Source organism: Nonomuraea salmonea (assembly GCF_042428605.1).
GTDB lineage: Bacteria > Actinomycetota > Actinomycetes > Streptosporangiales > Streptosporangiaceae > Nonomuraea > Nonomuraea salmonea.
On sequence record NZ_JBHMCF010000038.1, the window covers coordinates 273,390 to 294,971 of the forward strand.

The 21,582-nt window shown below is 69.6% G+C and carries 19 protein-coding genes and 2 riboswitches; of the genes, 5 read left to right on the forward strand and 14 right to left on the reverse strand.

Annotated elements, in window-relative coordinates; translation table 11 throughout:
* Positions 1-555: 555 nt before the first annotated feature.
* From ACFFR3_RS33610 to ACFFR3_RS33625, 4 genes are all read right to left on the reverse strand, one after another.
* Entirely contained in the window at positions 556-888 is a 333-nt protein-coding gene (locus tag ACFFR3_RS33610) for a histone-like nucleoid-structuring protein Lsr2 (protein WP_090937978.1), read from the reverse strand.
* Positions 889-1,400: 512 nt separating this feature from the next.
* On the reverse strand, positions 1,401-1,889 hold the full coding sequence (locus ACFFR3_RS33615) for an RDD family protein (protein WP_355412607.1): 489 nt from the start codon (positions 1,887-1,889) through the stop codon (positions 1,401-1,403).
* A gap of 112 nt (positions 1,890-2,001) precedes the next feature.
* Positions 2,002-3,375, reverse strand: a complete 1,374-nt coding sequence (locus ACFFR3_RS33620; protein ID WP_379484446.1) for an RDD family protein — start codon at positions 3,373-3,375, stop codon at positions 2,002-2,004.
* Between the two features lie 85 nt (positions 3,376-3,460).
* On the reverse strand, positions 3,461-4,036 hold the full coding sequence (locus tag ACFFR3_RS33625) for an amino-acid N-acetyltransferase (RefSeq protein WP_355412611.1): 576 nt from the start codon (positions 4,034-4,036) through the stop codon (positions 3,461-3,463).
* Between the two features lie 277 nt (positions 4,037-4,313).
* Positions 4,314-4,465: riboswitch (cyclic di-AMP (ydaO/yuaA leader) on the forward strand.
* Between the two features lie 122 nt (positions 4,466-4,587).
* Between ACFFR3_RS33625 and ACFFR3_RS33630 the strand changes: the two genes are divergently transcribed.
* Positions 4,588-5,517, forward strand: coding sequence for a C40 family peptidase (locus tag ACFFR3_RS33630; RefSeq protein WP_345392347.1), 930 nt, complete (start codon positions 4,588-4,590; stop codon positions 5,515-5,517).
* Positions 5,518-5,667: 150 nt separating this feature from the next.
* On the opposite strand, the gene ACFFR3_RS33635 is transcribed toward ACFFR3_RS33630, so the two are convergent.
* On the reverse strand, positions 5,668-5,880 hold the full coding sequence (locus tag ACFFR3_RS33635) for a LuxR C-terminal-related transcriptional regulator (RefSeq protein ID WP_345392350.1): 213 nt from the start codon (positions 5,878-5,880) through the stop codon (positions 5,668-5,670).
* Between the two features lie 576 nt (positions 5,881-6,456).
* Positions 6,457-7,938, reverse strand: coding sequence for a bifunctional lysylphosphatidylglycerol synthetase/lysine--tRNA ligase LysX (lysX, locus tag ACFFR3_RS33640; protein WP_364367622.1), 1,482 nt, complete (start codon positions 7,936-7,938; stop codon positions 6,457-6,459).
* A 144-nt stretch (positions 7,939-8,082) separates the two neighbouring features.
* Here lysX and ACFFR3_RS33645 point away from each other — a divergent pair, with 144 nt between their 5' ends.
* The gene (locus ACFFR3_RS33645; protein WP_345392353.1) at positions 8,083-8,565 is read left to right on the forward strand and encodes a hypothetical protein; all 483 of its coding nucleotides are present in this window, start codon (positions 8,083-8,085) and stop codon (positions 8,563-8,565) included.
* Between the two features lie 64 nt (positions 8,566-8,629).
* Here ACFFR3_RS33645 and ACFFR3_RS33650 read toward each other — a convergent pair whose 3' ends face one another.
* The 3 genes from ACFFR3_RS33650 to panC all read right to left on the reverse strand — a co-directional run bounded on the left by ACFFR3_RS33650 (position 8,630) and on the right by panC (position 12,866).
* Positions 8,630-9,412, reverse strand: a complete 783-nt coding sequence (locus ACFFR3_RS33650; protein WP_364063997.1) for a type III pantothenate kinase — start codon at positions 9,410-9,412, stop codon at positions 8,630-8,632.
* 3 nt (positions 9,413-9,415) lie between these two features.
* Positions 9,416-11,941 carry an L-aspartate oxidase gene (locus tag ACFFR3_RS33655; protein WP_379484447.1) on the reverse strand — a complete coding sequence of 842 codons (2,526 nt, stop codon included), beginning with the start codon at positions 11,939-11,941 and terminating at the stop codon, positions 9,416-9,418.
* Between the two features lie 76 nt (positions 11,942-12,017).
* Positions 12,018-12,866, reverse strand: a complete 849-nt coding sequence (gene panC / locus ACFFR3_RS33660) for a pantoate--beta-alanine ligase (protein ID WP_379484448.1) — start codon at positions 12,864-12,866, stop codon at positions 12,018-12,020.
* 413 nt (positions 12,867-13,279) lie between these two features.
* On the opposite strand from panC, the gene ACFFR3_RS33665 reads away from it, so the two are divergent.
* The gene (locus ACFFR3_RS33665; RefSeq protein ID WP_379484449.1) at positions 13,280-14,449 is read left to right on the forward strand and encodes an RNA-guided endonuclease InsQ/TnpB family protein; all 1,170 of its coding nucleotides are present in this window, start codon (positions 13,280-13,282) and stop codon (positions 14,447-14,449) included.
* Between the two features lie 58 nt (positions 14,450-14,507).
* Here ACFFR3_RS33665 and ACFFR3_RS33670 read toward each other — a convergent pair whose 3' ends face one another.
* Together ACFFR3_RS33670 and ACFFR3_RS33675 are read right to left on the reverse strand one after the other, a co-directional pair.
* Positions 14,508-15,398 (reverse strand): Rossmann-like and DUF2520 domain-containing protein, encoded by an 891-nt coding sequence (locus tag ACFFR3_RS33670; RefSeq protein WP_355412625.1) that lies wholly within the window; start codon positions 15,396-15,398, stop codon positions 14,508-14,510.
* Positions 15,399-15,715: 317 nt separating this feature from the next.
* The gene (locus tag ACFFR3_RS33675) at positions 15,716-15,943 is read right to left on the reverse strand and encodes a chaplin family protein (RefSeq protein WP_345392362.1); all 228 of its coding nucleotides are present in this window, start codon (positions 15,941-15,943) and stop codon (positions 15,716-15,718) included.
* A 189-nt stretch (positions 15,944-16,132) separates the two neighbouring features.
* Between ACFFR3_RS33675 and ACFFR3_RS33680 the strand changes: the two genes are divergently transcribed.
* Positions 16,133-17,095, forward strand: coding sequence for an SAM-dependent methyltransferase (locus ACFFR3_RS33680; RefSeq protein ID WP_379484450.1), 963 nt, complete (start codon positions 16,133-16,135; stop codon positions 17,093-17,095).
* 78 nt (positions 17,096-17,173) lie between these two features.
* On the opposite strand, the gene ACFFR3_RS33685 is transcribed toward ACFFR3_RS33680, so the two are convergent.
* Positions 17,174-18,370 carry a cytochrome P450 gene (locus ACFFR3_RS33685; RefSeq protein ID WP_364367641.1) on the reverse strand — a complete coding sequence of 399 codons (1,197 nt, stop codon included), beginning with the start codon at positions 18,368-18,370 and terminating at the stop codon, positions 17,174-17,176.
* Positions 18,370-19,113 (reverse strand): TerC family protein, encoded by a 744-nt coding sequence (locus ACFFR3_RS33690; RefSeq protein WP_364367644.1) that lies wholly within the window; start codon positions 19,111-19,113, stop codon positions 18,370-18,372. The genes ACFFR3_RS33685 and ACFFR3_RS33690 overlap by 1 nt, the downstream gene beginning before the upstream one ends.
* A gap of 113 nt (positions 19,114-19,226) precedes the next feature.
* Positions 19,227-19,342: riboswitch (SAM riboswitch) on the forward strand.
* 44 nt (positions 19,343-19,386) lie between these two features.
* On the opposite strand from ACFFR3_RS33690, the gene ACFFR3_RS33695 reads away from it, so the two are divergent.
* Positions 19,387-20,682, forward strand: a complete 1,296-nt coding sequence (locus ACFFR3_RS33695; RefSeq protein WP_345392372.1) for an aminotransferase class V-fold PLP-dependent enzyme — start codon at positions 19,387-19,389, stop codon at positions 20,680-20,682.
* A gap of 102 nt (positions 20,683-20,784) precedes the next feature.
* On the opposite strand, the gene ACFFR3_RS33700 is transcribed toward ACFFR3_RS33695, so the two are convergent.
* Positions 20,785-21,471 (reverse strand): DoxX family protein, encoded by a 687-nt coding sequence (locus ACFFR3_RS33700; RefSeq protein WP_345392374.1) that lies wholly within the window; start codon positions 21,469-21,471, stop codon positions 20,785-20,787.
* Between the last annotated feature and the right edge of the window lie 111 nt (positions 21,472-21,582).

The window sequence follows — 21,582 nt, forward strand, 5'->3', positions numbered from 1 at the left end:
TTGGTCGCATTGCGGGCCGATGCTGGGGAACCGGCAATGCGTGAGGCTTGCTCATACTCGCGTCTTATGCCCGCGGGCGGAGGGCGGGGCCGGGATATCGCGCGCGGCCGCGCATCCGTACGCCGCGGGTTTCCCGCCGGATGCGGCGGCAGTGGATCACGCTTTTACGCTACAGCGCGTGAAGAGTTGGGCGGCCGGGTTAACCCCCGGCTGTCGCCGATTTCGCCCGCGCACAAGCGGATGATGCCGGGAACGGGCAATGGGGCGACCGGCCCGGTGTACACGGAGCGTACTCCTGAATGGGCTCGGCCGCCCCACACGGCTTTCGGCGCGCGCTCGCCCGCATAACGCGGCCCCGGCCGGAAACAGCCAGAAACCGGCGCCGGGGATGGCCAGTGAACGCGCGCGCCCAAAACGCCCACATTTGGGCGTCTTAGGAGATCATCCTCCACCGGAGTCCGGATTCGCGGGACGCCGGGGAAACGATCATGCGCTTATGGCGGCCGCCGGGGTCCAAGGCGAACATCATAAGCGCATGGTCGAGTGACGGGCTTGTCAGTGAGCGGCCTCGTACTTCTCCACGACGGTGGAGGCGATGCGGCCGCGCTCGCTGACGGGCAGGCCGTGGGCCTTGGCCCACTGACGGATCTCCGAGCTCTTCTCCCGGCTCATCGCACGGCTGCCGCCGCGACCGCGGCGACGCGTGGATACGGCGCCCGCCCTGCGCGCGTGCTGCACGAAAGGCGTGAGAGCGTCCCTCAGCTTCTTCGCGTTAAGGTCGCTGAGGTCAATCTCATAGGAGGAGCCGTCAATAGCGAAGCTGACCGTCTCATTGGCCTCGCCCCCATCGAGGTCATCGATGAGAATCTCCTGGATCTGCTTGGCCATGTACGCAATCCTTTCGCGGAGCATTGTTTCATTCGCCTGCCCAAACATATACCCGGAAAGGCGTGGAGACAATTCAGCGCTACGGGGATTCGGCTGACTAGCCGATCAGTTCTGCCGCTCGGGCTGATCCTCGCGGTTTCGGCGGCCCCCCAGAGCCTCGGAGCGGACCAACTTCACTACGCCAAAGATGAAGGCGCCGGCCACCACCAGAGGGGGGATGAGCGCTGACAATACGTCCGTTAGGGCTTCCATTCGTCCTTCGCCTCCACGGCTAGCGGGGTTTCGGGGGCGCTTAAAGCGCTCGGCGCGCCGCCACGGGAGCCCGGCTCCTCATGACGCGCGGGCGATGACCACCCGTACCCGACCATAGCGGCACACAGATGCCCTGCGTGTCGCAGGGGCGCCATCATCCGGCAACCCGGACGCCCCATAGCCTAATGCCAGTCTCTCCAGGCTCCTTACCGGATCAACCGAAAATTTTACGAAAAGACATCGCCCCAGGTACGCCGGTCTCACCGAAGATCTTTTACCACCCGCGTTCCCGCCACCCTGTCGTGCGGCCCCCGCTCCAGCGGCTTGTCCATGAGGATGAGCAGCCCCACGCCGAAGAGCAGCATTCCGGCCACCAGATTGACCACCGGAATGCCCATGAGCATCAGCGGCGCCGGATAGACCAGCGACCGTTTCAGCAGCGTACGGGGCGGCCGGTCGTCCGGCGCCAGGCGAATCCGCATGATCGCCTTACCGAACGTGCGCCCGCGCCGTGAATGAGCCCACCAGTCGTAACCGGCATAAGCGAACCCGGCCACCGCCCATCCGATCACCCCGGGCAGCCGGCCACCGAACACCTCCGACATCCCGACAGTCCGCAAGAAGCCCCACAGCGCAATGAACAGAATGTAATAGAAGACCCCGAAGACGAGCGCTTCAATGAAGCGGGCGGCCAGGCGTTCCCACCATTCAGCGGGGCGGGCCTGCGGTCCTGGTGGTGTCCCGGCCATATCTCCCACCTCACGTGTTCGCGGCGCACGGGGACTCTGACCATTTTCACCGGGGGACCCGGACATAACACAAGGGCCGGCGCAGAGCCGGCCCTTGTGTCGCCCTGAAGGGCTACCTGACCTTGACGACCACGGTCTTGCCGAACTTGTCGCCGAACGTCTGGTGCAGCGGCTTGTCCCAGAGCTGCGATGCGCCGTTGAGCGCGTAGATGAGCCCCGCGATCATGGGGCCCAGGATCGGCACCCAGTAGAAGATGTAGCCGCCCACCGTCAGCAGGGCGCGCTTGAGTGCGACGTCGGTCGGCACGCCGTCGGGCTGCAGCTGCCCGCCGACCTGGACGACCTTGATGCCCAGCGCCATCTTGCCGACGGTCTGGCCCTTCATCTTCGTCAGCAGGAAGTCGTAGAGCAGATAGACGATGGTGACGACGATCGAGACGACCACGTAGTACAGGATCCCGAAGGTCAGACCGCTCGTGAGGCCCGTGATCGAGCTGTAGGAGGGGTACAGCGGCGCCAGCAGGAGCTGCACCACGTACATGACGATGCCGAAGATGACGCCGTCGAGGAGCCTGGCGAGCAGGCGCTGCCACCACTCGGCGAGCGGCGCGGGCGCACCGGGCGGCTGGACGCCGACCGGCTGGCCGTAGGGCTGCCCGTAGCCGGGCTGCTGGCCGTAACCGCCCTGACCGTACGGCTGGGGCTGCCCGTAGCCGGGCTGCTGGCCGTACTGCTGTTGGGGGTCGTAGCCCTGCTGGCCGTAGGCCTGCTGCCCATAACCGGGCTGCGACTGCTGCTGCTGGCCGTAACCCTGCTGCTGCCCGTAGGCCTGCTGGGCGTCGTAGCCCTGCTGGCCGTAGCCCGGCTGGGACTGCTGCTGCTGACCGTAGCCCTGCTGGCCGGATGGGGGCTGCTGGCCGTAGCCCTGCTGCTGGCCGTAGCCGGGCTGGGACGGCGGCTGCTGCCCGTAACCCTGCTGCTGCTGCTGGCCATAGCCCTGCTGGGGGTCATAACCCTGCTGCTGCCCGTAGCCGGGCTGCGACGGGGGCTGCTGTCCATACTGGGGCTGCTGGCCATAGCCCGGCTGGGACTGCTGCTGCTGGCCGTAGCCCTGCTGTTGCTGGGGGTCGTAGCCCTGCTGCTGCTGCTGGGGGTCGTAGCCCTGCTGGGGGTAGCCCTGCTGTCCGTAACCGGGCTGCGACTGCTGCTGCTGGCCGTAGCCTTGCTGGCCGTACTGGGGTTGCTGGCCGTATGAGGGCGGCTGCTGGCCGTACTGGGGTTGCTGCTGGCCATAGCCGTACTGTTGTTGTTGCTGTCCGTACTGGGGCTGCTGCCCGTAGGCATCGTCCGCCCGGTAGCCGACCACAGTGACGTCCGGGTCGGGCTCGCCGGGGTGGCGGCCCGCGTTCTGCTGCCCGTAAGGGGTGCCGGGTGCAGAGTTCTCGCCGGATTCGTCCTGTGGATACGGCGGCTGTCCGGTGCTCACCGTGTCACCTCGCTTCGAGTGCGCATGTGGCACGTGTCAGGACACATGCCTGTGCTGCCCAACGTATCGACATAGGTATCAACAATCACCTTTCCATCTGGTCAAGGTCCGCGTCACCCGATGTCAGATGCAGCAGCATGCGGGTGTTGCCCAAGGTGTTCGGTTTGACGTGTTCCAGGTCGAGGAACTCCGCGACACCCTCGTCGTACGAGGCCAGCAGTTCGGCGTACACCTCGGGTGAGACCGGCGTGCCCTGAATCTGGCGAAAGCCCAGTCTTGCGAAGAAGTCGACCTCAAAAGTCAGACAGAATACACGCCGCAGACCTAGATCATTCGCCTGCTGTATCAGCGCCGAGACGATCCGATGGCCGACGCCCATGCCACGGCACTGCGGGTCCACGGCCACGGTACGGACCTCGGCGAGGTCCTCCCAGAGCACGTGGAGCGCACCGCAACCGACGACCTGCCCGCCCCGTTCGGCCACCCAGAACTCCTGTACGTCCTCGTACAGGGTGACGGTGGCCTTCTTCAGGAGCCGCGAGCCCGAGCCCGCCCCCGCGTAGGTGTCCACAAGCCTCCTGATGTCCCGCACATCGGGCGTGCGGGCGCGCCGGACCACCACCGCGGTCTCGGCTGTTGTCAGTTCGGCCACCTGCTCCATGGCCCTCCAGGGTACAGATGTCATTACGGCTCGGCCCTAACTCCCACGTCTCGGCCCATGCTGTTACAACTCGTGCTCATCCGAGCACGAGCTCTGAGCAGGCCCGCGAGTCACCAGATCGAGCGGCAAATCCGTCATAAGTTGCGTTTCGTACGGCCAGGCACGAGATCACCTTGTGACTCTTCGGTTGTGAAACCTCTACAGAGTCGGCAGTTCTGGTTGAGCACGAACCCGGAGTGCATTAGTGTCCAGCGACGATGTTCCCCGCGTGTCGCGCGCGGGCGACACGCCTAATCCTCCGCGAGGAGGAGCCGGGGAACCGCCGGTGACGCCCCCCAGCGCCACCATCGGGGTGAATCCGCAACGTCCGGTAGGGCTGCTCCGGCCCGAACCCGTCAGCTAACCCGGCAGGCGTCGACGAGAGGAGCTGGTTGGTGAAGCGCACGCGCAGGCGTGAGAGGACGATCGCGGGCAAGCACGCCCGCCCTCCGCAACGTGCCTCCCGGCGGTCGCGTCTGCTCGGTGTAATAAGTGTCACACTGGCCACCTTTTTGGTCGCCGCTCCCGTCGGCTCGGCGTCCGCCGACCCCAAGCCCTCGCTCCAAGACCTCGCCAAGCAGGTCGAGAAGATGCACACCGAGATCGAGACGCTGGCCGAGGAGTACAACAGCCAGCGGGAGAAGCTCAAGAGCGCCAAGCGGGCCGCTGACGCCGCGAAGAAGACCCTGGCCACCAGCGAGGCCGATCTCGCCGCCAAGCGCGCCAAGGCCGCCGCACTGGCCGAGAACGCCTACATCACCGGCGGCCTCAGCCGCGCCCTCGCCTTCGCCACCTCCGACGACCCCGACGAGTTCCTCGACCGCGCCGCCACCACGTACGTGCTGCAGCAGCAGCAGGGCGAGGCCGTCAACCAGGTCACCAAGGCCAGGGAGGCCGCCGAGCGGGCCAAGGCGGGCGCCGCGACCCGCATCAAGGAGGTCGAGAAGCTCATCTCCGACCTCGACGGCAAGCGCGACAAGATCACCAAGCTGGTCACCAAGGTCGAGAGCAACCTCTTCAGGCGGGCGCTCGGCGAGGCGGGCCGGCCCGGCACCCGGGCCCAGCGCGTCAACCTGCCCATCGTGGGCAGCGGCAAGGCCGCCCAGGCCGCCAGGTGGGCGCTCACGCAGCAGCTCAAGCCGTACGTGTGGGGCGCAGAAGGCCCCAGCTCCTACGACTGCAGCGGCCTCGTCATGGCCGCGTACCAGCAGGTCGGCATCTCGCTGCCGCACTACACCGGCAGCCAGTGGACGGCGGGCCGTCACATCGACCGCTCCGAGCTGCGCCCAGGCGACCTCGTGTTCTTCTACAGCGACCTGCACCACGTGGGCATCTACCTCGGCGGCGGCATGATGGTGCACGCCCCGCGGACCGGCGACGTCGTCCGCATCGCCTCGATCGAGCGGCGGCCCTTCGCCGGCGCGGTGCGCATCGCCGACTGAGCCGCCCCGACTGGAGCCGCCCCCGATCGAGCCCGCCCCGACTGGAGCCGCCCCAACCGAGCCCGCCCCGATAGGAGCCGCCCTGCGAGGTCCGCAGAAGGCCCTACAGGGGCCCGCAGGGCCCGCCCCACACGAGCCCGTCGCCGGTGATCAGATCAGCTGGCGGCGGGCAGCCCAGGCCACGGCCTCGATCGCCGTGGCGACGCCGATGCGGTCGCAGATGCCCCGCAGTCTCCGGCGTACGGTACGGCCGCTGATGTCCAGCCGTCTCCCCACCCGGTCGACCGTGACCCCTTTCGCCAGCTCCGACAGCAATGCGAGGTCCGCATGACTGAGTTCAACACCTTCAGTGAGCACTTCCATCGGGAGCCCTCCCCCCCAACAGCAGAACGTGGGCCTCTCGACCGGACCCAGGTTGCTCCTCGCAGACCGTAAACGCATTCTGGAAAGGTCGTCAAGCAGGACAACCGTGTGGCTTGACCAGCACTATTGACATGATCCGAAATATGTGACGCCCTGGCGATAAAGCACTACAGAACGCCGTCGATTAAGCAGCCCACACAACGCGAAAATCGGCGCTGAACGCCTTTCGATCTTTCTCATCGCACCCATGAGAAGCCGCCCGGCCGACGTACGGGCAGCACGACGGAACGGCCGGTCGGCGAGGTGTTCCAGGGCGGCGCGGCCTCGTCGCGGGCCGGCTCGCGACGGCCCGCGACGGCCGCCCCTGGCCACGCGGCGGAGCCGCCCGCACCTGCGCGCCCGACCCGCCTGCGGGCCTGCGAACTTGACCAGGTGCTTACAGACGATCAGATGTCGGAAAGCGGGCCGACCAGAATGCGGTTCGGCGCAGGCGTCCAGAAGTGCCCTGACCGCGCACGCGAAACGGCGGCGCCGCCCTCAGGGCAGCGCCGCCGCACATGTGCTCAGTGGCAGGACTCAGTGGCTGGGCTTGACCAGCGGGAACAGAATGGTCTCGCGGATGTTCTTGCCGGTGAAGGCCATGATCATCCGGTCGATGCCGGCGCCCATGCCCCCGGTCGGCGGCATGGCGTATTCGAGCGCCTGCAGGAAGTCCTCGTCGAGCTGCATGGCCTCGAGGTCGCCGCCGGCGGCCAGCAGCGACTGCTCGACCAGCCGGCGCCGCTGCTCGATCGGGTCGATCAGCTCGGAGTAGGCGGTGCCGAGCTCGGTGCCGAACCCGATGAGGTCCCACTTCTCGGTCAGCAGCGGGTTGTCGCGGTGCTGGCGGGTCAGCGGCGAGGTCTCCAGCGGATAGTCCATGACGAACGTCGGCTGCACCAGCGTGTGCTCGACCAGCGCCTCGAACAGCTCCTGCACGAGCTTGCCCGAGCCCCACTTCGGGTCCCAGTGGACCTCGCGGCGGTCGGCCAGCTTGCGCAGCTCCTCAAGGGTGGTGGAGGTGGTGATCTCCTCGCCCACGGCCTGCGAGACCGCGCCGTAGAGCGTGATGCGCGGCCACTCGGCGATGCCGAGGTCGATCTCCTGCCCGTCGTGCACGACCACCGTGGTGTCGAGTGCGGCCACCACGGCCTTCTGGTACATGCGCTGCGTCAGGTCGGCCATGTCGTTGTAGTCGAGGTAGGTGCCGTAGGCCTCGAGCATCGTGAACTCGGGGTTGTGGGTCGAGTCGGCGCCTTCGTTGCGGAAGTTCCGGTTGATCTCGAAGACCTTCTCGATGCCGCCCACCACGAGCCGCTTGAGATAGAGCTCGATCGCGATGCGAAGGTAGAGCTCCATGTCGTAGGCGTTGATGTGAGTCTTGAACGGCCTGGCCGCCGCGCCGCCGTGGATCGGCTGCAGCATCGGCGTCTCGACCTCGAGGTAGCCCTCTTCGTGCCAGAAGTCGCGCACCGCGCGCACGGTGGCGCTGCGGACCCGGGCCATCTTCCTGGCCTCGTCGTTGACGATGAGGTCGACGTAGCGCTGGCGCACCCGCGCCTCGGGGTCGGTGAGGCCGATGTGCTTCTCCGGCAGCGGGCGCAGGCACTTGGCGGTGATCTGCCAGCTGTCGGCCAGGATGGACAGCTCGCCGCGCCGCGAGGTGATGACCTCGCCGCTCACGCCGACGTGGTCACCGAGGTCGACGTCGCGCTTCCAGCTCGCCAGCGACTCCTCCCCCACCTTGTCGAGGGAGATCATCACCTGCAGGTCGCCGCCTCCGTCGCGGAGGGTGGCGAAGCAGAGCTTGCCGCCCACGCGGTTGAGCATGACGCGCCCCGCGACCGCGACCCTGTCGCCGGTCGAGGTGTCGGGCTCCAGGCCCTGGTATTTCTCCCTGACCTCGGCGTTGGTGGCCGTGCGTGGGAAATTCACCGGGTAAGGGTCGACGCCCTCGCTGCGAAGGCGGTCGAGCTTCTCCCTCCGGATGCGCATCTGCTCGGGAAGTTCGTCGCTCACAACATCAAAGGGTAGGGGATATGGCGAACTGCAAGGGCTCGTCGGCCTGCTGTAGATCCTCTGCAAGAGCCCTGGCTTACCAATATCTCACGAGCTCAGGGGGGAGCCGGTAGGGAGCCGGCCCAGGGAGCTCAAGGAGAGAAGATGTTCAAGAAGATCGCCACAGGGCTCCTGGCCGCCGCCGCGACGACCGCTCTCGCCCTGTCACTTCCCACCGCCGCTCAGGCTTCCAGCTTCGACCACCACCGGGACTCCTCCGACAGCTGGGGCCCCGTCCACGCCAAGTTCGGCCTGGCCAAGGCCGAGGGCTGGATCGGCGTCGACTGGAACCGGCGCGGCACCCACAACGAGGTCAGCGTCGCCGGCCGCCTCTACGACCGCGACAACCGCACCTACCGCCGCGGCGGCAAGTGCGCGTTCGTCACCTTCCAGGCCCGCGAGTTCCGCAGCGGCTGGGACACGGTCTACACCGACAAGTACTGCGGCTACCCCGGCTTCGAGCGCTTCCGCTTCGAGGTCGAGGACGTCTCGGCCGTGCGGGTGAAGGTCTGCCAGGCCGGCCCGCAGCGCAACGCGTGGCCGACGAACTGCGGCCGCTGGGACTACATCTACTCCGCCCGCCACTGACCGTGGCAGGCACACGAGCGGCCCCCCGCATCGGCGGGGGGCCGCTCTTTCACGTGTACGGGGGTCAGCCGGCGTTCCTGTGGTAGATCAGCCGCAGCCCGATGAGGGTCAGCCACGGCTCGTGCACGTCGATCGAGCGCGACTCGCCCACCACGAGCGCCGCGTGGCCGCCGGTGGCCACCACGGTGACGTCGTCGGGGTCGTCGGCGAGCTCGGCGGCCATGCGCTCGACGATGCCGTCCACCTGGCCCGCGAAGCCGTAGATGATGCCGGCCTGCAGCGCCTCGACGGTGTTCTTGGCGATCACCGAGCGCGGCCTGACCAGCTCGACCTTGTGCAGCTGGGCTCCGGCCGCGGCCAGGGCGTCCACGGAGATCTCGATGCCGGGCGCGGTGACCGCCCCGACGTACTCGCCCTTGGCGGAGACCGCGTCGAACGAGGTGGCGGTGCCGAAGTCGACGATGATGCAGGGGCCGCCGTACTGGTCGATGGCGGCCAGCGCGTTCACGATGCGGTCGCTGCCGACCTCTTTGGGGTTGTCCATGCGTACGGGCACGCCGGTGCGGATGCCCGGCTCCACGATCACCGCGGTCACGTCGCCGTAGTAGCGGCGGCACATCTCGCGCATCTCGTTGAGCACGCTCGGCACGGTGGAACAGATGGCGATGCCGTCGACGTCGGCCCCCTTGAGCAGTGGCGACTGGGCCAGCAGCCCCTGGAGGACGACCGCGATCTCGTCGGCGGTGCGGCGGGCGTCGGTGGCGAGCCGCCAATGCTCGATGACGTCCTCGCCCTCGAACAGTCCCAGCACCGTGTGCGTGTTGCCGACGTCGATCGTGAGCAGCATCAATTACCCCCGCAGATCCAGTGCGATGTCCAGGGCCGGCGCTGAGTGCGTTAGCGCTCCCACCGCAAGGTAGTCGACGCCAGTGTCCGCCACATCACGGGCCGATTCCAAGGTCAATCCCCCACTCGCCTCAAGAGCAACCCTGTTTTTCGCCCGATTTTTCACGACTTGTACGGCACGCGCGGTGTCCTCGACCGTGAAGTTGTCCAGCAGGATCAGCTCCGCGCCCTCGTCGAGCACCGGGTCGAGCTGGTCCAGCCGGTCGATCTCCACCTCGATCGGCAGGTCCGGGTACCGCTCCCTGACCGCCCTGAACGCCTCGGCCACGCCTCCCGCCGCCACCACGTGGTTGTCCTTGATCAGCGCCGCGTCCGACAGCGACATCCGGTGGTTCACGCCGCCACCGCAGCGCACCGCGTACTTCTCCAGCGCCCGCAGCCCCGGCAGCGTCTTGCGGCTGTCGCGCACCCGCGCGCCCGTGCCGTCGATCTCCTCCACCCAGCGGCCGGTCAGGGTGGCCACCCCGGACAGGTGGGTGAGCAGGTTGAGCGCGGTGCGCTCGGCCGTCAGCAGCCCGCGCACCGGGCCCTCCAGCGTCATCAGCACGTCGCCCGCCCTGACCCGCTCGCCGTCCTTGGCCGCCCGCTCGGCCCGCGCCGCGCCCAGCCGGACGAACACCGCCTCGGCCACCGCCAGCCCGGCCACCACGCCGTCCTTACGCGCCACCACGTCGGCGACCGCCCGCTGCTCCGCCGGGATCGTGGCCAGGCTCGTCACGTCGCCAGCCTCCTGGAGGTCCTCCTCCAAGGCGCGGGTGATCAGCGCGTCCACCTCGGCCGGGTCGAGCCCGGCCGCCGTCAGCTCCTGCGCCAGGCGCGCGGGCATCGTGTCCTCGTGCGGCGTGTACGTCATGCGCAGCCCCTCCTCGGTCAGCGTCACGTCCAGGTGGCCGAGCCACTCGTTGTCGTCGCGTACGTCGTGGTCCTCGCGCCAGTGCGAGCCGCGCGTCTCCAGCCGGGCCGCCGCCGCACCGGTGAGCGCGGTGGCCACCGTGAGCAGGTTCGTGGCCTCCCACGACTCGGTACGCGGCGGCACCGCCACCGGCGTCCACCGGGCGTCGCGCAGTGCCCTGGCGGTCTCCATGAGCGACTCGCGGCTGCGCAGCACGCTCGCGCCCGCGCTCATGTGGGCCTGGATCCTGGACCTGACCCGGGGGTCCACCAGCCCCTCCTGGGCGGTGGCGGGCACCGGGTCGCCGGGCGACGGGCGTACGGCGTGGATGTCCTCCGCGATGCGCTCGGCGAAGACGAGCCCTTCGAGCAGCGAGTTGGAGGCCAGCCGGTTCGCGCCGTGCACGCCGGTGCAGGCGACCTCGCCGCAGGCGTACAGGCCGTCGATGCTGGTACGGCCCCGCAGGTCCGTACGGACGCCGCCGCTGGCGTAGTGGGCCGCGGGCGCGACCGGGATGGGCTCGGTCACCGGGTCGATGCCGTGCTCGCGGCAGGCCGCGTAGATCGTCGGGAAGCGCGTCTCCCACATCTCGCGGCCGAAGTGGCGGCCGTCGAGGTAGACGTGCTCGCGCCCGGTCTCGCGCATCCTGCGGGTGATGGCCTTGGTCACGACGTCGCGCGGCGCGAGGTCGGCCAGCTCATGCACGCCGGTCATGAACCGCTCGCCCTCGTGGTCGATGAGGAAGGCCCCCTCGCCCCTGACCGCCTCGGAGATGAGCGGCTGCTGCCCGGTCGAGCCCGCGCCCAGCCAGAGCACGGTGGGGTGGAACTGGACGAACTCGATGTCGCGCACCACCGCACCCGCGCGCAGCGCGAGCGCGACGCCGTCGGCGGTGGAGACGACCGGGTTGGTGGTGACCGCGTAGACCTGGCCCATGCCGCCGGTGGCCAGCACCACCGCCCTGGCGTGCACCGCGCCCACGCCGTCGCGCGCTCCCTCGCCCATCACGTGCAGGGTCACGCCCCTGGCCCGGCCCTGGGCGTCCTTGATCAGGTCGAGCACCAGGGCGTGCTCGATGACCTCGATCGAGCCGGCGCGCACCGCCTCGACCAGGGCCCGCTGCACCTCGGCGCCCGTGGCGTCGCCGCCGGCGTGCACGATCCTGCGCCGCCGGTGCCCGCCCTCCCTGCCGAGCTGGAGCTCTCCGTCACCGGTGCGGTCGAACCGCGCGCCCCTGTCCATCAGCCGCCGCAGCGCTCCCGGGCCGTCGGTGACGAGCGTGCGCACCGCCCGTACATCGCACAGCCCCACCCCTGCGACCAGCGTGTCGTTCAGGTGTTCCTCGGGGGTGTCATGCGGGTCGAGCACGGCGGCGATGCCGCCCTGCGCCCAGCGGGTCGAGCCGGACGACAGGCCGTCCTTGGTGACGACCAGAACCTTGGCCGCCGGCTCCAGCTCGGCGTAGCGCAGGGCCACGGTCAGGCCCGCGACGCCGGAGCCCACGACGACCACGTCCGCGTCCACGGTCCAGCCCGGGTCGGGAGCGGTCAGACGCAGGGGAATCGCCGGTGCACTCATGGGGGTCTCCTCACTGAGGCGATTTCGTCACTATGACGATAACGCCTGGGCGCGCGTGAGCATGCCCCGGGGGTGGTCAGGACGGACGGTCGGCCGGGCCCAGCGTGAGGGTGACGTTGTCGATCAGCCGGGTGCTCCCCACCCTGGCCGCCACCGCGAGCACGGCCAGCCCCTCGAAGTCGTCATCGACCTCGCCGAACGTGGCCGGATCGACCAGCGCCAGGTAGTCGAGGTCGAGCGCGGGACCCGCCGCGTCGAGCAGCTTGCGCGCCTCCGCCCTGATCTCGTCGGGCGTGAGCTGTGCGGCGCCGGCCCGCAGCGCCCGCGACAGCGCCAGGGCGACCTGCCGGTCGTCCTCCGACAGGTAGCGGTTGCGGCTGGACAGGGCCAGGCCGTCGGGCTCGCGTACGGTGGGGGCGCCGAGGATCTCGATGGGCAGGTCGAGGTCGGCGACCATGCGGCGGATGAGCGCGAGCTGCTGGGCGTCCTTCTGCCCGAAGACCGCGAGGTCGGGCTGCACCAGGTTGAACAGCTTGAGCACGACCGTCAGCACGCCGTCGAAGTGCCCCGGGCGCGCGGCCCCCTCGACGACGCGGCCCATCTCGCCGGAGGAGACGGCGACCTGGCGGTCGGGCGGATACATGTCATCGGCGGAGGGGTGGAAGACAACCTCGACGCCTTCGGCCCGGCACACGTCCAGATCGGCATCGAATGTACGGGGATAGCGCGAAAAATCCTCATTAGGGCCGAACTGCAGAGGATTGACGAAAATGCTGACCACGACCTGATCGGCGCGCACCCGGGCCTGCCTGATCAGTGACCGGTGCCCCTCGTGGAGCGCGCCCATGGTGGGCACCAGCGCCACCGTGCCACCACGGCGCGCCTTGACCAGGTCCTCCCGGTTTCTGGCGACGATCAGCTCCATCAGAGTCTCCCGAGGGGACCGTCGCCTATAGGCGACGGGGGAATGGGGAGCGGGAGGGCCGTCAAGGCTCGGGCGTGCAGTGATCTGTCAGGTCCGCGCATCAGAGATCTCCGTTCATCGCGCATTGGATGGATGACACTGTTTCAATGACCGTGTGACTCGTCAGGTGCGCACTTCCCCAGGCGCGGCGTACGACCTCGGACACCACGTGGTGTGGTGCCCAAAATACCGCCGCCCGGTCCTCGGCGGACGGGTGAAGGACCTGCGTTTCCGGTTGCCCACGCTGTGGTCGCGGTCCTGCTTGGTGGCCATGGTCGGCGCTGTGTCGGCCGAGACGGTGCGGCGCTGCATCGAGACGCAGTATGAGCGGGCACCCAAGGCGGGTGGCCGTGCGTAGGTCTTACAAGTTCCTCATGCGTCCGACCGCGCACCAGCGGATCGCGCTCACCGCGTGCCTGGACGACCACCGCGCCCTGTACAACGCGGCGCTTGAGGAGCGGCGTGAGGCGTACAGACGGTCCAAGGTGTCGATCCGGTACGGCGACCAGTCCGCCCAGCTGAAGGAGATCCGCGCCGACGACCCCGATCAGGCGCGCTGGTCGTTCTCCTCTCAGCAGGCGACCCTGCGCCGCCTGGACAAGGCGTTTCGCGCGTTCTTCGGCCGCGTCAAGGCCGGTCGCACTCCGGGCTTTCCGCGTTTGAAGGGCCGGGGCTGGTTCGACACGGTTGAGTGGCCCAAGGACGGCGATGGCTGCCGCTGGAACTCCCAGCCCGAGCATCCGTCCGCCACGTTTGTCCGCCTTCAAGGTGCCGGGCATGTCCGTGTCCACCGGCACCGCCCGGTGCGGGGCCGGGTGAAGACGATCAGCGTGAAGCGGGAAGGCTCCCGCTGGTTCGTCGTCTTGTCGTGCGACGACGTGCCCGCCGAGATCCTGCCCGCCACGGGTGCGGTCGTCGGCGTGGACATGGGCGTGGCGTCGTTCTTGACCACCTCGGATGGCGAGCAGGTCGGCAACCCTCGACACCTCGCGGCGTCCGCCGGGAAGCCGGCAACCGCTCAGCGGGACCTGGCCCGTAAAAAGCGCGGGTCCACGCGCCGCCGTAAGGCGGTCGCCCGCGTCGCGGCCCTGCACGGCAAGGTCCGGCGTCAACGACTCGACGGCGCGCACAAGGCTGCGAACGCCCTGATCCGCGACTACGACATGATCGTGCACGAGGACCTGCGGATCACGAACATGACCAAGAGTCCGGCCCCGAAGCCGGATGGCGAGGGCGGGTTCCTGCCCAACCGCGCGGCGGCCAAGGCCGGACTGAACAAGAGCATCCTGGACGCGGGCTGGGGGGTGTTCCTGACGGTCCTCGCGCACAAGGCTGAAAGCGCCGGTCGAGAGCTGATCGCGGTGAACCCCGCCGGCACCTCCCGCACGTGTGCCCGTTGCGGGCACTGCGCGAAGGACGATCGTCTCACCCAGGCATCGTTCGTCTGTACGGCGTGCGGTCATGCCGCGCACGCCGACGTGAACGCGGCCGTCAACATTCTCAGGGCAGGGCTTGCCCTTCGCCAGGCTGCGCAAGCGGCTTAGCGAGAAGCCGCTCCCTCCAGGGAGCGGAGGAGTCACAACAGCCCTCCGAACGCGACGGTCAGGTCCATATATTGCCCCCCAGTGCGTCGAGCAGCCGCTCCGCCTCCTCCGGCTTGAGCAGCCCGGCCGCCAGCGCGCGGTCGGCCGTGAGCCTGGCCAGCGCGATGTAGGCGTCGGCCGCCTCGGGCGCGGCCAGGATGAGCGCGTCGACGTGTTTGCGTACGGTGCCGGCGTCTCCCCTGACGACGGGACCGGTCAGGCCCGCGATGCCGAGCCGCAGCACGTTGTCGAGCGCGGCGCCGAGCAGCGGGCCCAGCATCCGGCCTGGATGCTCGACCCCGATGCCACGCAGCAGGTCGCCCGACTCGGCGATGAGCGTGACCATGTGGTTGGCGGCGCCGGCCAGGGCCGCGTGGTAGAGCGGGCGGTCGGAGTCGGCGATCCAGACCGGCTCGCCGCCCATCTCGATCACCAGCGCCTCGGCGACCGGCCGCAGCACGTCGGGGGCGGTCACGCCGTAGGAGATGCCGGTGAGCTTGTTGAGGTCGTCGTCGCGGCCCGTGAACGTCATCACCGGGTGCAGCGCCAGCGGCAGCGCGCCCGCCTCGGCCGCCGGGTCGAGCACCGACAGACCGTACGCCCCGCTGGTGTGGACGAGCATCTTGCCCCGCAGGTCGGCGCCCGTGCTGGCCAGGCCGCCGACCAGGTCGGGCAGCGCGTCGTCGGGCACGGTGAGCAGGATCAGCTGCGCCGCCGCCACCACCTCGTCGGGCCTGGACGGCGAGACGCCGAGGCGCTCGGCCGCCCATCGCTGGGAGTTGTCGGAAACGCCGCTGGCGGCCACCACCCGGTGGCCCGCCTGCGCGAGCGCCGCGCCGAGTGCGGAGCCCACCTTGCCGGCCCCCAGCACGCCGACGGTCAGCCGTGCCGGGCGGTCCCCTGCGTCCATGACGTCTCACCCCTGACCAACGTGATGGCACTGCCGACCAGGGTAACGGCCTCGGGGAGTGGCGAGCGTGACCGGAGATTTGCCGCGCGTTGAGTTACCGACAAAAGGGACAAGGGCATGCGAATGGGTGCACCCCCTGTCGGAAGAGATGAGGAGAGGGGCCATCGCAGAAAGGCAGCGGGCGCCGAGTCCTCTGTGGACCCGACGCCCGCGATCGCGCTGACCCCTTGGGAGTGCGCCGGCCGGTCATCCGCCGACTGACCAGCCGGGACATGAACCCGGGCCGGCCTGCGCCGGCCCGGGCTCTATGAGTGCGGTCAGTGGTGGCTGGGCGCGTAGGCGTTGGCACCGCCCTTGCAGCCCGCGACCGCGAGGCCGATGACGGCGACCGCGTTGCCGCAGACGTTGATCGGGGCGACGATCGGGACGTGGAGCTGGTTGCCGGAGATAACGCCGCCGGTGCCGTTGGTGATGTCGGCGTGCGCCGGGGCGGCCAGCGACAGCATGGCGACGGCTCCGGTGACGACCATGACCTTCTTCAGCACGAGGGCTCCTCTCTTTCGCGGCCTGCACGACCGCGGGGTGCTTCTTCGGCGAGTGAAGGCCGCACCGCCCGATGGTCGACGCAGGGCAATCACTCGATGACAACAGGTAAACGCTAGCGCAAGATTGCGACATTGAGTAGTCATTCAATGACAGTGCGTCGCGATGGGAAGTCATGAGATAGTCCAGGCATGTGGCTCACATGGCGCGCGGCGACGGAGCGCGCGCTGTACGGCGAGGAGGGCTTCTACCTCCGCGAACGCCCCTCGGGCCACTTCCGCACCTCCGTCAGCGCGTCCCCGGCCTTCGCCGAGGCGGTGCTGGCGCTGCTCGCGGAAGTGGACGCCGAGCTGGGCAAACCCGACGCGCTTGACCTGGTCGACATCGGGGCGGGCGAGGGCGTGCTGGTCGCCGAGGTCCTCGAACGCGCCGAGCCCGCGCTGCGCGACCGGCTGCGCGTCACGGCGGTCGACCTGTCGCCCAGGCCCGCCGGCCTGCCCGAGGAGATCGCCTGGTCGAGAGAGCTGCCGTGCTGCTTCACCGGGCTGGCCGTCGCCAACGAGTGGCTCGACAACGTGCCGCTCGACGTGGTCGAGCAGACCGCCGACGGGCCCCGGGTGGTGATGGTGGAGGTGCACACCGGCGAGGAGCGCCTGGGCGGGCCGCTGCGGCCGGCCGACCGGGAGTGGCTCGACCGGTGGTGGCCGCTGACACGGATGGGGGCGCGGGCCGAGGTCGGCAGGCCGCGTGACGAGGCGTGGGCGTCCGTTCTCGTCCGTCTCACCAGGGGCCGGGCGATCGCCATCGATTATGCACATCCTGTGGATAACCGTCCGCCCTGTGGAACGCTGACCGGATACCGGGACGGGTCGGTCGTGACCCCCGTACCCGACGGGAGCTGCGACATCACCGCACACGTCGCACTCGACGCGTGCGCCGAGGCCGGGCGGCGGGCCGGCGCGATATCCACAGCCTTGTCCACACAGCGCGAGGCGCTGCGCGAGCTGGGGCTGACCGGCGCGCGGCCGCCCCTCGACCTGGCCCGCACCGATCCGCGCCGCTACCTTCGCGCGCTCGCGCGGGCCTCGGAGGAGGGCGAGCTGCTGGAGGCGACCGGGCTCGGGGGCTTCGGCTGGCTCAGCCAGACCAAGTGACCCCCGCCACGCCCCCGGGCGAAGCCCAGCCGGGAGCGTCCGCCGCTTCAGGCGGCGGCGACGTGCTCGTTCACGCCTTCATGCGGGGGTGGCCGTCAGGTTCAGCGCGTGGAGGCCGCGGATGACGTAGCCCGGCTTCCATTCGGGCTCTTCCCGCAGCTCCAGCTTCGACGTGCGGTCGAGCAGGGCGCCGAACGACTCCGCCAGCTCGATCCTGGCCAGCGGCGCGCCCAGGCAGAAGTGGATGCCGGCGCCGAACGAGATGTGCGGATTGTCGGCGCGGCCCACGTCGAGCCGGTCAGGGTCGGCGAACACCTCGGGGTCCCTGTTGGCCGAGCCGAACAGCAGGGCCACCTCCGAGCCGCGCGGGATGCGCACGCCGTGCACCTCGATGTCCTCAAGCACCCACCGCTCGAACATCTGCAGCGGCGTGTCCCACCGCATCAGCTCCTCGACCGCGGTGGGCAGCAGCGAGCGGTCGGCGCGCAGCCTGGCCAGCTCGGCCGGGTTGCGGAACAACGACCACCAGCCGTTGCCCGTCACGTTCACGGTGGCCTCGTGACCGGCGTTGAGCAGCAGCACGCAGGTGCCGACCAGCTCGTCCTCGGTCAGCTCGCCGATCTGGGTGAGCGCGCTGACGAGGTCGTCGCCGGGGTTGGCGCGCCGGTCGGCGGCCAGGGCCTTGAGGTAGTCGGAGAACTCCGTGGCCGCGCGTACGGCGGTGTGCTGGGCCTCCAGGGTGGGGTTGAGCTCGTACATGCCGCAGATGTCGGCCGACCAGGGGCGCAGCAGGTGGCGGTCACCGTCGGGGATGCCGAGCATCTCCGCGATGACGGTGACCGGCAGCGGCTCGGCGACCTCGGCGATGAGGTCGCCGCCGCCCTTCTCCACGTACGCATCCACGAGCTCGCCCGCCATGGCCCTGACGCGGGGCCGCAGCGACTCGACCATGCGCGGCGTGAACGCCTTGGAGACCAGCCGGCGCAACCGCGTGTGCACCGGCGGCTCCACGTCGAGCATGCCCGCCCTGATCACGCGCCAGAACGGCTCCTGGAACTCCGGCTCAGCCGGCCTGCCGAACTCCTCGTGGCCTGCCACGTGCAGGTACGAGCGGCCCAGGCGGCGATCCCTGAGCAGCGCGTTGACGTCGGCGTGCCGGGAGATCAGCCATTGGCCCGTCGGCTCGAAGTAGCTGACGGGCGCCTCGCGCCGCAGCTCCTCGTAGACGCGGTACGGGTACGCCACGAATTCCGGATTCCAAGGATCAAAGCCCACTATTTCATCTTAGAAGCGGACGCCTCCCTCTTCGCGTTCCTGCTCCGCACCCGGATGTTGAGCAGCTCGACCACGACGGAGAACGCCATCGCGAAGTAGATGTAGCCCTTGGGGATGTGCTGGTCGAGACCCTCGGCCACGAGCATCACGCCGATGAGCACCAGGAACGCCAGCGCCAGCATCTTGATCGTGGGGTGGCTGTCCACGAACCGGCTGATCGGCCCGGACGCGAACAGCATCACGACCACGGCCACCACGACCGCCGCGATCATGACGCCGAGCTCGTCCACCATGCCGACCGCGGTGATCACCGAGTCGAGCGAGAACACGATGTCCAGCACCATGATCTGCAGGATCACGGAGGTGAAGGAGACGGCCGCGGGCTTCTTGCCGTCCTTGTCGTGAGGCGCCTCCATGTTGTGGTGGATCTCGGTGACGCTCTTGCCCAGCAGGAACAGGCCGCCGAACAGCAGGATCAGGTCACGTCCCGAAATCTCATGACCGAGGACCTCGAACAACGGCTCGGTGAGCTGCACCACCCACGACAGCCCCAGCAGCAGGAGCAGCCGGCTGACGAGTGCCGCGCCCAGGCCGAGCACGCGGGCCCGGTCGCGCTGCTCGGGTGGCAGCTTCCCGGCGAGGATGGAGATGAAGATGATGTTGTCGATCCCCAGCACGATCTCCAGGGCGACCAGGGTTAAAAAGCCGATCCAGATCTGCGGATCGGCCACCCAGTCGAGCATCGGGTACCTCCATGACTCGAGGGCAGGCGGGTTTCCGGTAGCAACGAGCCGGAGGCCGCAGAAGTTCACGGCTTGCGATTTCCGCCCGGGTGTCGGTTATAGTTCCCCTCGTAGGTCATGAGTGCCAGCGTCAAGCCCCGGCTAGCTGGCCGGCAACCCTCGCGTCCGCGGCGGGGTGCCCCGGGTGAAGACCTGGTCCGTCACGAGGTGTGGCGGGCAAGCGCGGGCTCCTCGGCTGCTTCCAGGGGTCCGATGACCCCGAGGAGGTTCGCCGTGTCCACTCTGACGATCTTCAGCAACGCCCGCGCCGCCGAGGAGACCCCGGCGCCCGCCACGCAGGCCCGGCCGATCCCCGCCGTCCTGGGCGCCGACCTCGAAGTGCCGGTCAAGGGCGGCCGCCTGGTCGGCTACGCCAACCTCGACTACGCCGCCAGCGCCCCCTGTCTCGAGCCGGTCAGCGCCGCCGTCACCGCCGCGCTCCCGGCCTACTCCAGCGTCCACCGCGGCGCCGGCTACGCCTCCCAGCTCACCACCGCCCGGTACGAGCAGGCCCGCCACACCGTACGCGCCTTCGTCGGCGCCCGCCCCGACGACGCGGTGATCTTCACCCGCAACACCACCGACGCCACGAACCTGCTGGCCGGCTGCCTGCCCGAAGGCACCACCACGGTCGTCTTCGACACCGAGCACCACGCCTCCCTGCTGCCCTGGCCGAACGCGGTCCGGCTGGCCCCGCCCGCTTTCCCCGGCGAGGCCGTGCGCGCCGCCGACGAGACGCTCGCCGCCATCGAAGGGCCCAAGCTGCTCGTCGTCACCGCCGCCTCCAACGTCACCGGCGAGCTGTGGCCCATCGCCGCCCTGGCCCACATCGCGCACCGGCACGGCGCGCGGATCCTGGTGGACGCGGCGCAGCTCGTACCGCATCGGCGGCTCAACCTGACCGCGCTCGACCTCGACTACGTGGCCTTCTCCGGCCACAAGCTGTACGCGCCGTTCGGCGCGGGCGCGCTGGTCGGGCGGCGGGACTGGCTGGCCGCGGGCGAGCCGTACCTCAAGGGCGGCGGCGCCGTCCGCTCGGTCGGCGAGAGCGCCGCGAACGTCGAGTGGCACGACGACCCCGAGCCACGCCACGAGGCGGGCACCCCCAACGTGCTGGGCGCCATCGCGCTGGCCGCGGCCTGCGACGCGCTGACCGCGACCGGCTGGACCGAGCTGGTGCGCGAGGAGGAGCGGCTGATCGCGCGGCTGCGTGCCGGGCTGGCCTCCATCGACGGGGTACGCGAGCTGTCCCTGTGGGGTCCCGACCACCCCCGGGTCGGCATCGTGTCGTTCACCGTGGCCGGGTACTCGGCGCGGGAGGTGGCCGAGGTGCTGTCCGGCGAGTACGGCATCGGGGTGCGCGACGGGAAGTTCTGCGCGCACCCGTTCGTCCGTCATCTGCTGGGCGCCTCCGACGGCGGCTGCGAGGACGGCACCGCGTCCGCCGTGCGGGCCTCGATCGGCATCGGCACGACGCAGGAACACGTGGACCGGCTGGTGTCGGCCCTGCGCGACCTGGTCGCACGCTGACGCCCAGCGGCCTCACCGAGCGGCCTTTCCGGGCGGCCTTTCCGGGCGGCCTTTCCGGGCGGCCTTTCCGGGCGGCCTTTCCGGGCGGCCCGTCCGCCGGGCTCAGCGGTTCGGTGGCTTACGGTGCTGGGGCGGCTCGTCGGCGACCAGGGAGTCGATCTCCCGCATGTCCTCGTCGTTGAGCCGGCTCTGCCGCGGCTCCTGCTGGGGCGCGCCCGGCTGCCTGGGGACGTCGGGCGGCTCCTCGGTGGTGGACCGGGCGGGCGTGGTGGGCCCGCCGTAGGAGCCGGTGTCCGTGGTGCCGTAAGAGCCCGTGGTGGTGTCCGTCCTGTTCGGCCGGTACGACACCAGGTCCTCCTCGGCGGCCCGGCGGTCGTGCCGCCGCCGGAACATCGACGACAGGATGCCGTCGATCCCGATGCGCCCGCCGCCCAGTGCCAGGAACAGCAGACAGAGCGCGCCGAGCGCCGCCGCGAGCTCCCAGCCGCCTTCCTGCACCATGATGCCCTTGTCCCAGTGCGCGAAGATGATCGCGCCCAGCATGTTGAGCAGCAGCAGCAGCGCCACAGGGCGGACCGCCAGCCCGATGATCAGCAGCACCCCGCCGATGAGCTCGACGACCATGGCGTACCCGGCGGCCAGCTCGGGCATCGGGATGCCCATCTCGCCGAATCCGCTCGCGATCGCGGAGTGCCCGCCCTGCCACTTCTGCCAGCCGTGCGCGACGAAAATCACGCCGGTGATGACGCGCGCGATCAGGGCCGCGATGTCGAAGAGAACTCTCTTCATGGTCCTATCTCCCCCCGTTCCAGCTATTCCTCCCCCTGTCCGGCTATGGGATGTCATCGCATGCCATCTCTTGACCAACCCCCTAGCTGGATCACCAGCGACGACGGTGGC